A 15110-nucleotide genomic window follows, 5' to 3' on the forward strand; every position below is an offset into this window, starting at 1 on the left:
GGGTAGAAGTGCCCGAGCCCTGCCAGGAACGCCGCCCCCAGCGCCGTCGTCTCCCGGATCATCGGCCGCTCCACGGCCGCGCCGAGCTGGTCGGCCTGGAACTGCATGAGCAGGTCGTTGGCGCTGGCCCCGCCGTCGGCCTTGAGCAGCGGCACCGTGCCGCCGGTCATCACCTCGACCACGTCGCGCACCTCGAACGCGATCGCCTCCAGCGTCGCTCTGACCAGGTGCGCCCGCGTCGTGCCGCGGGTGATGCCGGTGATCAGCCCGCGCGCCTCCGGATCCCAGTACGGCGCGCCCAGCCCTGTCAGCGCGGGCACGAACACCACGCCCCCGCTGTCGGGCACGGTACGCGCCACGCCCTCCGACTCCGGCGCCGTCCCGATCAGCCCGAGCCCGTCGCGCAGCCACTGCACGGCCGCCCCGGTCACGAAGATCGACCCCTCCAGCGCGAACGTCCGCGCGCCGGACGGCTCCTGCCAGGCCACCGTCGTCAGCAGCCCCGACTGCGAGCGGACGATCTCGCCGCCGGTGTTGGTCAGCACGAACGAGCCGGTGCCGTAGGTGCACTTCACATCGGCCACGTCGAAGCACGTCTGCCCGAACAGCGCCGCCTGCTGATCTCCCGCCACGCCGCTGATCGGCAGCTCCAGCCCCAGGAACGCGGCCGGGTCCGTGTGCCCGAGCGGTCCGTAGCTGGGCACGATCTCCGGCAGCGCCTCCTCGGGCACCCCGAACAGCTCGCACAGCTCCGGCTCCCACTGGCCGGATTGGAGGCCGTACAGGAGGGTGCGCGAGGCGTTGGACGGGTCGGTCACGTGGCGCGCGCCCGCGGTGAGCCTGGCGATCAGGTACGAATCCACCGTCCCCACGGCCACATTTCCGGACTCGACGCCCGCCCACGTCCGCGGATCGTGCTCGGCCAGCCAGGTCAGCTTCGTGGCCGTGAAATAGGGGTCGAGGCGCAGGCCGGTCAGCTCTGAGACACGCGGCTCATGCCCGGCCGAGCGCAGCCGCTCGCACACCCCGGCGGTGCGGCGGTCCTGCCAGACGATCGCCCGGCGCGGCGCGGCCAGCGTGCGCCGGTCCCACAGCACCGCGGTCTCGCGCTGGTTGGTGATGCCCACGCAGGACGGCCTCTCGCCGGCTTCGCGCAGCGCGGCGGCGCAGGCGGACAGCGTGGCCTGCCAGATGTCCTCGGGATTGTGTTCCACCCGGCCGGGTTCGGGGAAATGCTGCGCGAATTCCTCGTAGCCCTTGGCGGCGATCTGCCCGTTTTCGGTAACAACGATGGTTGTAACCCCTGTTGTCCCGGCGTCAATGGCCAATACGCTCACGAAGGTCCCTCCCAAGGCGGGTTTAAGTCAGGAGCCTGGCGTTTGGTCTAGACCACTGCCCACGGAGGCGGGCAGAATGCATGCTGATACTGAGGACTTAACACTTAAGGTTCCGGTTCGTGAACCCCATCGGGAGGAACCCGTCATGCGTATCGGAGTGCTCACAGGGGGCGGCGACTGCCCCGGGCTCAACGCCGTGATCAGGGCAGTGGTCCGTAAGGGGGTGAGCGTCTACGGCCACGAGTTCGTCGGATTCCGCGACGGCTGGCGCGGCCCCCTGGAGGGCGACACGATGACCCTCGACATCCAGGCCGTGCGGGGCATCCTGCCGCGCGGCGGGACGATACTCGGCTCCTCCCGCACCAACCCGGTCAAGATCGAGGGCGGTGTCGACCGGATCAAGGAGAACCTGGCCGCCACCGGCGTCGACGCGTTGATCGCCATCGGCGGCGAGGACACCCTGGGCGTCGCCAAGCAGCTCTACGACCGCGGCGTCAACGTGGTGGGCGTGCCCAAGACCATCGACAACGACCTGTCGGGCACCGACTACACCTTCGGCTTCGACACGGCCGTCAACATCGCGACGGAGGCCATCGACCGCCTCCACACCACCGCCGAGTCCCACCATCGGGCGCTCATCTGCGAGGTCATGGGCCGGCACGCGGGCTGGATAGCGCTGCACGCGGGCATGGCGGGCGGCGCCAACGTCATCCTCATCCCGGAGAAGCCGTTCGACATCGACCGGGTCTGCGAATACGTCGAGTCCCGCTTCCGCACCCGCTACTCGCCGATCATCGTGGTCGCCGAGGGCGCGCACCCGATCGAGGGCCAGATGGAGCTGCAGGCCGGGGAGCTGGACGCGTTCGGCCACGTCAGGCTGGGCGGCATCGGCGAGGTGCTGGCCAAGGAGATAGAGAAGCGCACCGGCAAGGAGGCCCGCACCACGGTGCTCGGCCACATCCAGCGCGGCGGCACCCCGACCGCCTACGACCGGGTGCTGGCCACCAGGTTCGGGCTGCAGGCCATCGACGCGGCCCACGAGGGCGACTACGGCAAGATGGTCGCCCTGCGCGGCACCGACATCATCCGCGTCGGCCTCGACGAGGCCACGGCCGAGCTGAAGACCGTGCCCGTGTCGCGCTACTCCGAGGCCGAGGTCTTCTTTGGCTAGTTGAAAGTGACGTGCAAGCGCCGGCCGTACCTTTGGAGCCAGCGGGGTTACCGCTACAACCCCCCTCAAGGGTACGGTCTGCGCCGCGGCAAGTCGGCGGCCCACTACGCGTCGCAGGCCGTGCCCTCTGCCATATATCAGCGCCGGGGCGTGCCGAAGAGATCAACTCCAGGCGCGCCCTCGTCGCGTTCCCGCAGCCGGTCCCGGAACTCCGCTTCGCTGCGCAGCTCCTTCTCCGACGGCGACAGGATGATGATGAGCAGCAGCCCCACGGTGATCACGCTGATGCCGACGATCAGCGGCAGCAGGAGGTCGATGGCCTTCGCGCCGGACACGGGCACCATCTCGGCGTGCGCCTGCACCGACATCGCGTACATCCCCGTGTAGTGCATGCCGGAGACCGCCACCCCCATGACCAGCGCCGCCGCGCCGATCTTGAGCGCGCCGCTGACCCGCAGCGTGAACCAGAGTGCCACCGTCGCCGCCGCGATCGCGATCAGGACGGAGAGCGCCACGACCACGGGGTCGTAGGAGACGTGGGCGGTCATGTTCATCGCGGACATGCCGAGATAATGCATGCTCGCCACGCCGCTCCCGGTCAGGATGCCCCCGCCGAGCAGGAACACCAGCCGGTCGCCCCCATAGGAGGCCAGGAACAGCCCCATGCCCACGAAGAGGACCGCGATGAGCGCGGAGGCGGCCGTGATCGGCACGTTGTAGCGGATCACCGTGCCGCTCACCGAGAAGCCGAGCATGGCGATGAAGTGCATGGTCCAGATCCCCGTGCCGCCTATCGCGAACGCGGCGCCGACCAGCCAATATCTGCCCTCTCGCCGGCCCAGGAGGCGGGCCCGCGAGGTGAGCAGGAGGCCCAGCATGGAACCCACGCTGGACATGATGTACGCGAGTACGGGCGTGAACAGTCCAAACGAAAAATGGTCAATCGGCGACATACCCCCACCGCTCCCCTTAGCCCCGATAAGGAAGTATGAGGGCGACTCGCGTAGCCGCGCAACTACCTTCTGCGTGCCTGTATCGGCTGCTGCCGCGGCATTGGCGCGGGATAAGTGAATTTCTGCTGCTGAGCGGTACGGCGGCGCAATTCCAGCTTGGCCACGAGTTCGGCGTCCTCGTGCAACTCCTCCTCGGACGGCGACAAAATCACCATCAGCAGCATGGTCAGTGTGATCAGGCTGATGACGGTCATGAGGGGCACGAGGAAGTCGAGCGCGTCGGCCCCGGCGACCACGCTGGGCTCGGGATCGACCGTGACGCGCATCGCGTACATGCCGGTGTAGTGCATGCCGGCCACGGCCACGCCCATGACGAGCGCGGCCACGGTGATCCAGACGGGCCTCTTGACCCGGAGCGTGAACCAGAGCGCCACCGTCGCGGCGACCACGGCGATGCCCACGGAGGCGGCCACGACGACGCGGTCGTAGGAGACGTGGGCGGTCATGTTCATCGCGTACATGCCCAGGTAGTGCATGGAGGCCACGCCGAGGCCGGTGAGCAGCCCGCCCCCGAGGAGGGCCAGGGGCCGGCCGCGGCCGTACGAGACAAGGAACAGGCCGGTGCCCACGACCACGATCGCCACCGCCGCCGAGGCCACGGTGAGCGGCACGTCGTACTTGATCTGGGTGCCGTCCACGTCGAAGCCCATCATGGCGATGAAGTGCATGACCCAGATGCCGGTGCCGCCGATGGACACGGCCGCGCCGCACAGCCAGCGCGCCCGCGAGCCGCCACGGGAGGCGTGGGCCTGGGCGGTGAGCCGCAGTCCCAGCATCGACCCCATGCACGACATCACGTAGGCGAGCACGGGCGTGAGCAGGCCGTGGGTGAAATGATTTACAGCGGAGGTCATTTGGGGAGATTCCTTGAGTTAGGGGGTACCGGATTGTGCCATCCGGACTGTCCCTTTCGCTTGGATACCCGAACTATCTGTCAACTCCCATGTCGGGAACATGAGAAGGGCTCATGGGGATCGAGGTTCCGTTCTGGCGGGCCGTCGCGGTCTACCGCGTGGCGTCGCTGGCGTACGCGGTCGTGCTGATGGCGCAGCACCGCGGCTACGAGCACCCGGTCGCGGGCTGGCTGGTGATCGCGGTGATGGCGCTGTGGACGGCGGGGACGACGTACGCCTACTCCGTCGCGGTGCTGCGCCGGTGGCCGCTGCTGGCCATGGACCTGCTGGTGACGATGGCGTGCCTGCTGGCCTCCCCGTACGTGGAGGGCTCGATGCAGGGCGCCACCGGCATCATCCCGGTCCCCGCGACCTGGGTGGCCGGTCCTGTGCTGGCCTGGGCCGTACACGCCGGGCGGCGGGCGGGCGCCGTGGCGGCCGCCGTCGTCGCGGGCGGCGACCTGTGGCTGCGCACCCCCCAAGATCCCATCTTGATCAACGGCGCGGTCCTGCTGTTCCTCGCGGGCGTCGTCGTCGGCCACGTGGCCCAGCTGGCCCGGCAGGCCGAGGAGCGCATGCAGCGGGCCATCGAGATGGAGGCCGCCCAGCGCGAGCGCGACCGCCTGGCCCGCGACATCCACGACTCCGTCCTGCAGGTCCTCGCCCTGGTTCAGCGGCGCGGGCGGCAGATCGGCGGCGAGGCGGCCGAGCTCGGCCGCCTCGCTGGCGAGCAGGAGGCCGCGCTGCGCGAGCTCATCGCCGTGCGCCCCGCCCCGGAGGGCGCGACCGACCTGCGCTCGCTCCTCCTGCGGTACGGCTCGCCCGAGGTGACGATCTCCACCCCGGCGACGCCCCTGATCCTGCCCGCCGAGACGGCCAGGGAGGCGGCGGCCGCGGTCAAGGCCGCGCTGGACAACGTCCGCGCGCACTGCGGCCCCCAGACGCGCGCCTGGGTGCTGGCGGAGTCGGGAGAGGGGACGGTGACCGTCAGCATCAGGGACGACGGGCCGGGCATCCCCGACGGCCGGCTCGACCAGGCCCGCGCCGACGGCCGCCTGGGCGTCGCCGAGTCTATCCGGGGGCGGGTGGCGGAGCTGGGCGGCGAGGTCTCCATCATGAGCGTTCCCGGCCAGGGCACGGAGATCGAGATCACCCTCCCAGCCTGACGCCCACCGCGTCGGGCCTGCGTCGGCGGTGGCGGGGCGGCCGCCGCGGGCGGGGCGGTTTAGAGTTGCGCCATGGTGCGGGTCATGGTGGTGGACGACCATCCCATGTGGCGGGATGGGGTCGCGAGGGATCTCGCCGAGGCGGGTTACGAGGTCGTGGCCACCGTGGGGGAGGGACGGCAGGCGGTCCGCGTGGCCGGCGCGGTGCGGCCCGACGTCGTCGTGCTCGATCTGCGGCTGCCCGACATGCCCGGCGCGGAGGTGGCGGCCCGGCTGGCCGAGGTGGAGCCGCCGCCCAGGGTGCTGGTGTTGTCGGCCAGCGCCGAGCAGGACGACGTGCTCGAGGCGGTCAAGGCGGGCGCGTCCGGATATCTGGTGAAGTCGGCCGGCCGGGACGAGTTCCTCGACGCGGTACGCCGCACCGCCGAGGGCGACGCCGTGTTCACACCGGGGCTCGCCGGGCTCGTGCTGGGCGAATACCGGCGGCTGGCCGCGCAGGACGTCCCGAGCGACGGGCCGCGGCTGACCGACCGCGAGACCGAGGTGCTCAGGCTGGTCGCCAAGGGCCTGTCGTACAGGCAGATCGCCGACCGCCTCGTGCTCTCTCACCGCACCGTACAGAACCACGTACAGAACACGCTCGGCAAGCTCCAGCTGCACAACCGCGTGGAGCTGGTGCGATATGCGATCGAGCGGGGACTCGACGCGGACTAAACTCGGTGGGACGCGGCGTTGCCATCAACGCGTGCCATTCCCCGTCTTCCCGGAGGTTCCACCATGACGATGTCCGCCCTGGGCGAGCCATGTGTTCTGCTCAAGCTGGGCGAGATCGTCCTCAAGGGCAAGAACCGCGACGTGTTCGAACGCCGCCTGATCAGCAACATCCGCGACGCGCTGCAGACTCTCGACATCAAGGTCGACGTGCGCAAGCGGCACGGCGTCATCGCGATCTTCCTGCCCCAGGGCGCGACCACCGACCAGGCCGAGGCCGTGGCCCAGCGGGTCGCCGACGTGCCCGGGCTGGTCTGGATCCACCGGGCCTGGCGGGTCGCCAAGGACCCCGACGCCGTGCTCAAGGCCGGCCTGGAGCTGGTCGGCGAGAGCGAGGAGGTCAAGCGCGGCGCCCGCTTCGCGGTCCGCTCGCGCCGCCGCGACAAGCGCTTCCCGCTGCGCTCCAACGAGCTCGACCGGCTCGTCGGCGGCGCGATCAACGACGAGTACGGCCTGCCGGTCGATCTGAAGAACCCCGAGCTGACCGTGTTCATCGAGGTCGACAGGGACGAGGTGTTCGTCTTCACCGGCGGCATCCCCGGCCAGGGCGGCCTGCCGGTCGGCAGCAGCGGCCGGGCGCTGGTGCTCATGTCGGGCGGCATCGACTCGCCGGTGGCGGCGTACCGGATGATGCGGCGCGGGCTGCACGTCGACTTCCTGCACTTCTCCGGCATCCCGTTCACCACGTCAGAGTCGATCTACAAGGCGTACGCGCTGGTCAGGAAGCTCGACAGGTTCCAGGGCAGGTCGCGGCTGTGGGTGGTGCCGTTCGGCAAGGCGCAGCAGTCGATCCGCAACTCCGGCCAGGACCGGCTGGCGGTGATCGCCCAGCGGCGGCTCATGCTCAAGACGGCAGAGGAGGTCGCCCACCGCATCCGCGCCGCCGCGCTGATCACCGGTGACGCGCTCGGGCAGGTCTCTTCGCAGACCTTGACCAACATCACCGCCCAGGACAACGCGGTGGACCTGCCGATCCTGCGGCCGCTGGTGGGCTGGGACAAGACCGAGATCATGGCAGAGGCGCGGCGCATCGGCACGCTGGAGATCTCCGAGCTGCCCGACGAAGACTGCTGCTCGCTGCTGGCGCCCAAGCGCGCCGAGACCCGGGCCAAGATCGAGGACCTCAAGCAGATCGAGAAACGGCTCGACGCCGAGGAGCTGTGCGTGCAGCTCGCCGACTCGATCCAGGAGTACACGCTCTAAGCCCGGCCACCGCGGCGGCCGGGCTCCGGTCAGGCGTCGACCTTGAACGGGTCGTGCTCGGCCAGCAGCTTGTCGAGCCTGGCCTGGTCGACGCGGGTGCTCACCTCCGACAGCTCCTGCCGGTCGCGGACGACCTTGCACAGCGTGACGGTCGAGGTGACGACGTACAGCAGGCCGAGCCCGAGGAACGCCCTGATCCACCCGGCCGTGGGCAGGTAGAACAGGGCGATCACCACGGAGGTCAGCGAGACGGCGAACGACAGGATCGCCTGGACGTAGAACGCGGTGGTCTGCGTGGGCTGGATGGGCTTCGTCATGCGACCATGCTCGTCCCGCGCCAGGGTGCGGCGCATGGGATGAACTACTCAAGTTACCGCTGAGTACGGACGGCGGTGCTGGTAGCGCGGCCGACCGTACCCGATCGCTCGTGGCAGGTGGTGCGGCGGCATCAGCTCAGGCGCCGACCGCAGCCGCTGCCCTGGACTTGCCGAGCAGCGCCGGGAAGTCGGTCATGACCTGGGCCAGCTCGCCCAGGTCGGTGTCGATCAGGGCCTGCGGGCCGTCGCAGAGCGCCTGTTCCGGCTGCGGGTGCACGTCGATGATCACACCGTAGGCGCCCACTGCGATGGCCGCCCGGGTCAGCGGCAGCACCAGGTCGCGCCGGCCGCCCGAGTGCGACGGGTCGACGATCACCGGCAGGTGCGACAGCCGCTGCGCCACCGGCACCGCCGAGACGTCGAGCGTCTCTGATTGGCTTAGCGATCCTGTGTGTTGCACAGGATCAGTCGTGCAACCAATCGTCTTCGTGCCCTGGTGCCAGTGATCGGAGCCACCGGCCCGTTGGGCACGTCCCTCCGGACGCTGACCGGTCAGACCTGCACAGCCTGACCGGGGAGGGTGCCCGACGTCGCCTGGGCGCCGGGCGTGCGTGTAGCACTACGCCACAACACCACTACGGATTGCTAATCCAATCGGACCCCGGCCGCCTCGACGACCGCGACGATCGACGCAAGATCATCGGAAGTGGCCTCGGGCCCCATGACGATCACCATCTGCACTTCTCCTTTGTCCGGAAACAACAGAAGGCCCCGGGTCCTGTTGGACCCGGGGCCTTCGTTCGCCTGTCTGCTACCGCAGCGTCAGGTGGCGAACGGACTCGGGTCCGTCGCCATACCAAAACAGGAACGCGGTGTGCATAGGCCGTAAAGGTAGCGCACGACCCCCGGCGCAAGGCACGAACCGTCCGGTGGCAGGATGGCCCAAGACGCGAGACCGGTGAGGGGAGTGATCGTGGAGGAGTCGCGCCTGCCTCCAGGCCAGTACGTCCCGCGCGGCCGACCCGTGATCCACTACGGCAGAGTGCCGCAGTTCAAGCCGGAGAGATGGGACTTCCGCGTCTTCGGCGCCACCGCGTCGGGCGAGGAGCACCGCTTCGCCTGGAACGAGTTCGAGATGCTGCCCCGCGCGACGCGCATCGCCGACTTCCACTGCGTCACCAAGTTCTCGCTCATGGCCAACGAGTGGCGCGGCGTCACCCCGGCCACGATCATGGCGGCCGCCCCGCCCGACCCCGGCGTGCGGCACGTGATGATCTGGGCCGAATACGGCTACAGCGCCAACCTGCGGATGTCCGACTTCACCGCGCCCGACACACTGTTCGCCTTGGAGCTGGACGAGAAGCCGCTCAGCCCCGACCGCGGCCACCCGCTACGGCTCGTGGTCCCGCACCTGTACGCGTGGAAGAGCGTCAAATGGGTGCGCGGCATCGAATATCTCCTCGAAGATCGCAGAGGCTTCTGGGAGGAGCGCGGCTACCACAACGTCGCCGACCCGTGGCGCGAGCAGCGCTACTCCTACCAGGAAGAACCCGGCGAGGGACCCCCTTGATCTGACACGTGACTTTACTCTGCGTTTCCCTTCCGGCGCGCTCCGTCGTTGGCTACGGTTGCCCACGTGCTGACCACCGCATGCGTGGCGCTTCCCTGTCTTGCCTTCGCCGCCGGCTACGTCCTCGCCCGGGCTCCGTGGCGCCGCGACGCCCTGCCGGAGGAACGGCGCAAGGACGAGGCGACGTTCGCCACGCTGCACATCGCCGCGATGGCCGCCCCGGCCCTGCGCACGGGGCTCAACCGCGACTCCGCCCGTAAGGCCGTACGCCACCTGCGCGCGCTGCTCGGCACCCACGCCGTCGCGATCACCTCGACGGAGGCCGCGCTGGCCTGGGAAGGGCCGTGCACCGACGACGTGCTCACCTACGCCCGGGCCGCGCTGTCCGCCGGGCGGGCGCAGGTGTTCGCGGGGGAGCCGCACGGGGCCGTCGTGGTGCCGCTGACCGTGGACGGCACGGTCGTGGGGGCGCTGGCGGCCTTCGACGACGAGATCAGCGCCGCGCTCGTGCGCACCGTGACCGAGGTCGCCACCTGGGTGTCCGGCCAGCTGGAGCTCGCCGAGCTCGACGCCTCCCGGCGGCGGGCGCTGGAGGCCGAGATGCGCGCGCTGCGGGCCCAGATCTCGCCGCACTTCGTCTACAACGCGCTGACGACGATCGCCTCGTTCGTCCGTACGAACCCCAAACGCGCCCGCGAGCTGCTGCTCGACTTCGCCGACTTCTCCCGGTACGCCCTGCGCCGGGCCCACGACTTCACCACCCTCGCCGACGAGCTGACCTGCGTCGACCGCTACCTGCTGCTCGAACGCGCCCGCTTCGGCGACAAGTTGCGCTTCAGCATGCAGGTGGCGCCGGAGGTGCTGCCGGTGCCGGTGCCGTTCCTGTGCCTGCAGCCGCTCGTCGAGAACGCCATCAAGCACGGCATGCGCGGCCGCGGCGGCACCGGTGAGGTGCGGGTCGTGGTGCGCGACGCCGGCCCCGAGGCGCACATCACGGTCGAGGACGACGGCGCAGGGATGGACCCCGAGTGCGCCAGGCGCATGCTGGACGACGACCCCGCCCGCGAGGGCAGCGGCATCGGGCTGGCGAACGTGGACCTGAGGATGCGCCAGATCTACGGCGACGGCTACGGGCTCGTCGTGGAGACGGCGCTGGGCGCGGGCACCAAGGTGCGGCTGCGCGTGCCCAAGACGCAACTTAGCTCATTGTAGTCATTTCTTTACGCTCTGCTGGCGTGTCGCTTGTGACCTTTGCTTTCATACGGCAGCGTGGTGGACATGCTGAGAGTTCTGGCGGTGGACGACGAGGTGCACGCTCTGGAGGAGCTCGCCTATCTGCTGCGCCAGGACGAAAGGATCGAACACGTCACGACCGCGGCCGACGGCGTCACGGCGCTGCAGGACATGGTCCAGATGATCGGCGGGGGCGAGCGGCTCGACGGGGTGTTCCTCGACATCCGGATGCCCGGGCTCGACGGGCTCGACCTCGCCCGGCTGGTCGGCGGCTTCCCCAGCCCGCCCAGGCTGGTCTTCGTCACGGCGCACGAGGAGTGCGCGGTGCAGGCCTTCGAGCTGGAGGCCGTCGACTACCTGCTCAAGCCGGTCAGGGCCGAGCGCCTGTCCGAGGCCGTGCGCAGGCTGGAGGCCGCCACCGCGCCCGCTCCCGAGCCCGGGCAGGACGACGTGATCCCGGTGGAGCTGGGCGGGCGCACCAGGTTCGTGCCGCAGCAGGCCGTCTGGTTCGCCGAGGCCAAGGGCGACTACGTGCGGCTGCACACCGTGGACGGCAGCTATCTGGTGCGCATGTCGCTGGCCGCGCTCGAGCGGCGCTGGTCGGAGGCCGGATTCCTGCGCATCCACCGCAGCACGCTGGTCTCGGCCCGGCACGTCAGCGAGCTCAGGTTCGAGGGCGGGCGGGTGACGCTCACCGTCGGCACCGAGACGCTGCAGGTCAGCAGGCGGCACAGCCGCCAGGTGCGCGAGCAGCTCGTACGCCAGCACAGGGGCGTGATCTCATGACCCCCGTGCCCCCTCCCGGAGGGTGCCGGTGACCGGGCGCCGGGAGGTCGTGTCGCAGAGACCCGCCGCGCTCGGGCGCGCGCGGGACCGGTCCGGCCCGGGCGAGGGCGGGCCCGATGTGCCGGCGATCGTGGGGCGGCAGTTGCGGCAGGCGCTGCTGACCGTGGGCGCCGTCGCCGCGCTCCTGGTGGGCGGCCCGGTGATCGCCCTGTGGCTGCCCGAGCCCGGGGTCTGGGTGGCGCTGTCGCTGGCCCTGCAGGGTGCCTGGGTGGGCCTGGCCGTGCTGCACCTACGGCGAGCCGAGCGGCTGGAGCGATGAGCATGCCGCGGGCGGGACGACCGGGGCCGGCTGGAGCGATGAGCATGCCGCGCGCGGGGCGACCGGGGCGACCGGGGCGACCGGGGCGACCGGGGCGATGAGCGTGCTGCGCCTCGGGCCGGAGCCGCGCGTGCGGCCTGGGCTGGGGCGGCCGGCGAGATGACCGTCGCGGTGCTGACCGGGATCGCCTTCGTGCTCGTTCTGGGCGTCATGGTGGGCGCCGCGCGACCGCGCCGCAGCAGCGGCGTGTCCGGCTTCCACGTTGCGGCCAGGGCCGTCCCTCCCTGGTGGAACGGCGCCGCGATCACCTCGGAGTTCACCTCTGCCGCGGCCTGCCTGGGCCTTGCGGGGCTCATCGCCACCCATGGCGGCCCGATGCTGTGGTACCCGGTGGGGGCCGCCGCCGGGTTCGTCGTCATCCTCGCCCTGGTCGTGGCGCCGCTGCGCCGCTCCGGCACGTACACCTTGCCCGACTTCGCCGAATGGCGGCTCAGATCGGTCCTGCTGCGCCGCTTCGCCACCTGCTTCGTCCTCGTCATCGGGCTGACGTTGATGGTCGCGCAGTTCCACGCGACCGGGGTCGTGGTGCGGCTGCTGACCGGGCTGCCGCCGTGGCTGGGCTGGGCGGCCGTCGCGGCGGCGGCGCTGGCCGTGGCGTTCGCGGGCGGGCGGGGGAGCGTGACCAGCGTGCAGGCCTCGCAGTTCTGGCTGAAGCTGGTCGTCTTCCTCGGGGTCGGAGCGGTCTGCTGGTGGATGTCCGGTACGCGGCCGCTCAGCTGGTTCGAGGGCACCTACCGCGCCGGGGAGCACGGGCTTGGGGGCGCGGGCGACCCCTCGCTGCCCGGGGTGCTGACCGTGCTGGTGGCGTGCGCGCTGGGCACCATGGGGCTGCCGCACGTGATCGTCCGCGTCTACACCAACAGTGACGGGCGCGGGGCCCGGCGGTCGATCGTGGCCACGCAGGCGATGCTGGCCGTGTTCTGCGTCGTGCCGCCGCTGTACGGGGTTCTGGGCCATGTACACGCCCCCGACGCCGCGCCCGACGAGATCGTGCTGCTGCTGCCCGCCAGGATGCTTCCTGGAGCCGTGGGGGAGTTGCTGACGGGCCTGCTGGCCGTGGGGGCGTTCGCGGCCTTCCTGGCCACCACGGGGGGCGTCCTGGTGGCGGTCGGGGGCGCGGTGTCGGCGTGCATGACACGGGCCCGGGCGGCCTCCTTCCGCGCGGCCGTGGGCGTGGTGCTGATCGCCGCGCTCGCCCTGACCGCGGTTACCGGGCCGAGCGCTTCGGTGCCGCTCGTGCTGCTCGGTTTCAGCCTGTCGGCCGCCACGTTCTGCCCGTTGCTGGTGCTGGGGATCTGGTGGCGGCGGCTCACGGACGTGGGCGTGGCGGCGGGGTTCGCGCTGGGAGGGGGCGTGACGACGGCGCTCGTCATCTGTGATCAGGTGGGCGTGAAAATGGGGGCGCTGACTTCCCACCCCGCACCGGTCGCCGTGCCGGTCGCGTTCGCCGGAATGGTCATGATTTCCCTGGCCACACCGGGTCGAATGCCGCGCGGCGTGGGGCGGATGATGGCCAGGATGCACCTGCCCGAGCATCTCGCGAGCCCCCGAATCTACCGCTCGTCAACTCCGGGCGACCGCTCGTCGTGACACCACTCTCCGTATGGCGATGACTACAGACCGTTCAACGAGCTGCCCGTAAACAGGGTTTCGCCCACAAGATCGCGACCGTAGTGTTTCCGCATCGGATAGCCACTCCGGCGCATTGGGGGGGACGAGCCGAGAGGCTCATTGCAGTCTGATGCGCCGGGTTCACCGGCGACCGCGCAGGTCGCCGCGGCTGTCGGGCCCTTGACCGGGGGGTAGGGCCCGCCATGCCGGTTCGTGAGGGGGCGCCCGCTGAGGCCGTGACACCCGGCCCCGCGATCCGGCCTTCGGGGGCGGCCGGATCGCGCGAGCGGGCGTCCCTATCACGGTTTCCGCCCTGGCTGGCGGTTCATCCAGGTTCGCCGGCACTTGAGAGCCGGCACGACCCCGGCTCAGCCGTTGTCGCGCAGCTTCTTCAGCAGGGCGATGTCCTCGGCGTGCTTGGGCGCCTTGCCCGGGGTCTCGATGCAGATCGGCACGCCCGCCACCGCCGGATGCCGCATCATCTCGCCGAACGGCTCGGCGCCGATGTGCCCCGCCCCGATGTTCTCGTGCCGATCCTTCTTGGCCCCGCACACGTCTTTCGAGTCGTTGGCGTGGATCAGCTTCAGCCGCCCCGGCGCGATCCGGTGCAGGGCGTCGAACGTCTCCGCCACCCCGCCCTCCGCGGCCAGGTCGTGGCCGGCGGCGAAGGCGTGGCAGGTGTCGAGGCAGACGCCGGCTCGCGGATGCCAGTGCAGTGCCGCCAGATAGGGCTCGAGGTCCTGGATGGTGGCGCACAGCATCGCGCCCTGCCCCGCCATCGGCTCCAGCAGCAGGTCGGGCCCGCTGTCGGGGATCTCGTCCAGCAACGGCAGCAGGTTTTCGCGCAGCTGGCGCAGCGCGTCGTCGCGCGACTGCGTCACCGCCGAGCCGGTGTGCACCACGACCCCCTTGGCGCCGGTGTCCACGCCGCGCCGCAGCGTGTGGCGGACGATCGCGATGGAGTTGGCGAGCGTCTCCGGGCTGGGCGAGCCGAAGTTGACCAGATAGGGCACGTGGATGAACGTGTCGACACCCGACTCGGCCAGCTTGGCGTCCTGGTCGGGCTTGCCTTCGGTGAGCGCCCAGCCGCGCGGGTTGGTGACGAACACCTGGATCATCTCGGCGCCGATCTCGGCCATGTACTTGAGGCCGCCCGTCGCCAGGCCGCCCGTCACGGACACGTGTCCGCCGATCAGGGATGTTGGGCTCATGATGGCCCCAAGTCTAGGTGCACCGTCTGACACTCCGGCCGGACCACACCAGGGGATCTCCGGCTCAGCGCATCCGGGGATCGGCGGAGCTTCCGGCCGGCCCGCGGGACGGCCAGGGCCTTGGAGCATGACACGAAAAGTGTCCGCCGCCGGGGCGGGCAGTTCGGAGTTCTTGCGGATGGACCGGGCACGAAGCGCATGTGTGTACTGCTGACATGCCCGATACGCTCACCGCCCTCGACGACTTCAACGCCCGCTCGCCCGCCGAGGCAGAGGAGGAGTTGCTCGCCTGCTGCGCCTCCCGGGTCTTCGCCGCGGAGGTGGCCTCCCGGCGGCCCTTCCAGGATCTCGACGGGCTTGCCGGGGTCGCCGCGGAGGTCGTCAGAGGGCTGGAGTGGCCCGACGTTCTGGAGGCGCTCGGTGCGCACCCTCGGATCGGGGAGCGGGCG

At 70.6% G+C, this 15110-nt stretch carries 16 protein-coding genes; 10 read left to right on the forward strand and 6 right to left on the reverse strand.

What is annotated here, in order from left to right; all coding sequences use genetic code 11:
* Positions 1-1337, reverse strand: a 1337-nt coding sequence (locus EJK15_RS60185) for an FGGY family carbohydrate kinase (RefSeq protein ID WP_138719364.1), incomplete at its 3' end; no start/stop codon positions are given.
* Positions 1338-1482: 145 nt separating this feature from the next.
* On the opposite strand from EJK15_RS60185, the gene EJK15_RS60190 reads away from it, so the two are divergent.
* Positions 1483-2508 carry a 6-phosphofructokinase gene (locus EJK15_RS60190; protein ID WP_138719365.1) on the forward strand — a complete coding sequence of 342 codons (1026 nt, stop codon included), beginning with the start codon at positions 1483-1485 and terminating at the stop codon, positions 2506-2508.
* 137 nt (positions 2509-2645) lie between these two features.
* Here EJK15_RS60190 and EJK15_RS60195 read toward each other — a convergent pair whose 3' ends face one another.
* Positions 2646-3404, reverse strand: a complete 759-nt coding sequence (locus EJK15_RS60195; protein WP_240777921.1) for an MHYT domain-containing protein — start codon at positions 3402-3404, stop codon at positions 2646-2648.
* 119 nt (positions 3405-3523) lie between these two features.
* Entirely contained in the window at positions 3524-4375 is an 852-nt protein-coding gene (locus EJK15_RS60200; RefSeq protein WP_138719367.1) for an MHYT domain-containing protein, read from the reverse strand.
* Between the two features lie 113 nt (positions 4376-4488).
* Here EJK15_RS60200 and macS point away from each other — a divergent pair, with 113 nt between their 5' ends.
* The 3 genes from macS to thiI all read left to right on the forward strand — a co-directional run bounded on the left by macS (position 4489) and on the right by thiI (position 7554).
* The gene (gene macS / locus EJK15_RS60205; protein ID WP_138719368.1) at positions 4489-5580 is read left to right on the forward strand and encodes a MacS family sensor histidine kinase; all 1092 of its coding nucleotides are present in this window, start codon (positions 4489-4491) and stop codon (positions 5578-5580) included.
* Positions 5581-5652: 72 nt separating this feature from the next.
* Positions 5653-6294, forward strand: a complete 642-nt coding sequence (locus EJK15_RS60210) for a response regulator (RefSeq protein ID WP_138719369.1) — start codon at positions 5653-5655, stop codon at positions 6292-6294.
* Between the two features lie 63 nt (positions 6295-6357).
* Positions 6358-7554 (forward strand): tRNA uracil 4-sulfurtransferase ThiI, encoded by a 1197-nt coding sequence (gene thiI, locus EJK15_RS60215; protein ID WP_138719370.1) that lies wholly within the window; start codon positions 6358-6360, stop codon positions 7552-7554.
* A 29-nt stretch (positions 7555-7583) separates the two neighbouring features.
* On the opposite strand, the gene EJK15_RS60220 is transcribed toward thiI, so the two are convergent.
* The gene (locus EJK15_RS60220) at positions 7584-7871 is read right to left on the reverse strand and encodes a YiaA/YiaB family inner membrane protein (RefSeq protein WP_138719371.1); all 288 of its coding nucleotides are present in this window, start codon (positions 7869-7871) and stop codon (positions 7584-7586) included.
* Positions 7872-8007: 136 nt separating this feature from the next.
* The gene (locus EJK15_RS60225; RefSeq protein WP_276615561.1) at positions 8008-8427 is read right to left on the reverse strand and encodes a hypothetical protein; all 420 of its coding nucleotides are present in this window, start codon (positions 8425-8427) and stop codon (positions 8008-8010) included.
* Positions 8428-8844: 417 nt separating this feature from the next.
* On the opposite strand from EJK15_RS60225, the gene EJK15_RS60230 reads away from it, so the two are divergent.
* The 5 genes from EJK15_RS60230 (at position 8845) to EJK15_RS60255 (ending at position 13429) form a co-directional block, all read left to right on the forward strand.
* Positions 8845-9441, forward strand: a complete 597-nt coding sequence (locus tag EJK15_RS60230) for a molybdopterin-dependent oxidoreductase (protein WP_138719372.1) — start codon at positions 8845-8847, stop codon at positions 9439-9441.
* 66 nt (positions 9442-9507) lie between these two features.
* Complete coding sequence (locus EJK15_RS60235; protein ID WP_138719373.1) at positions 9508-10653, forward strand: sensor histidine kinase; 1146 nt, start codon at positions 9508-9510, stop codon at positions 10651-10653.
* 66 nt (positions 10654-10719) lie between these two features.
* Positions 10720-11460, forward strand: a complete 741-nt coding sequence (locus EJK15_RS60240) for a LytR/AlgR family response regulator transcription factor (protein WP_138719374.1) — start codon at positions 10720-10722, stop codon at positions 11458-11460.
* Between the two features lie 28 nt (positions 11461-11488).
* Positions 11489-11779, forward strand: coding sequence for a hypothetical protein (locus EJK15_RS60245; protein ID WP_138719375.1), 291 nt, complete (start codon positions 11489-11491; stop codon positions 11777-11779).
* 159 nt (positions 11780-11938) lie between these two features.
* Complete coding sequence (locus EJK15_RS60255; RefSeq protein WP_138719377.1) at positions 11939-13429, forward strand: sodium:solute symporter family transporter; 1491 nt, start codon at positions 11939-11941, stop codon at positions 13427-13429.
* A gap of 389 nt (positions 13430-13818) precedes the next feature.
* Here the strand turns inward: EJK15_RS60255 and EJK15_RS60260 are convergent, their stop codons facing one another.
* Positions 13819-14661 (reverse strand): deoxyribonuclease IV, encoded by an 843-nt coding sequence (locus tag EJK15_RS60260; RefSeq protein ID WP_138719378.1) that lies wholly within the window; start codon positions 14659-14661, stop codon positions 13819-13821.
* Between the two features lie 215 nt (positions 14662-14876).
* Between EJK15_RS60260 and EJK15_RS60265 the strand changes: the two genes are divergently transcribed.
* Positions 14877-15110: 2-oxo-4-hydroxy-4-carboxy-5-ureidoimidazoline decarboxylase (locus EJK15_RS60265; RefSeq protein WP_276615560.1), on the forward strand; the 234-nt coding region annotated here is incomplete at its 3' end.

The sequence above is a fragment of the Nonomuraea basaltis genome (assembly GCF_005893125.1).
Taxonomy (GTDB): Bacteria; Actinomycetota; Actinomycetes; order Streptosporangiales; family Streptosporangiaceae; genus Nonomuraea; species Nonomuraea basaltis.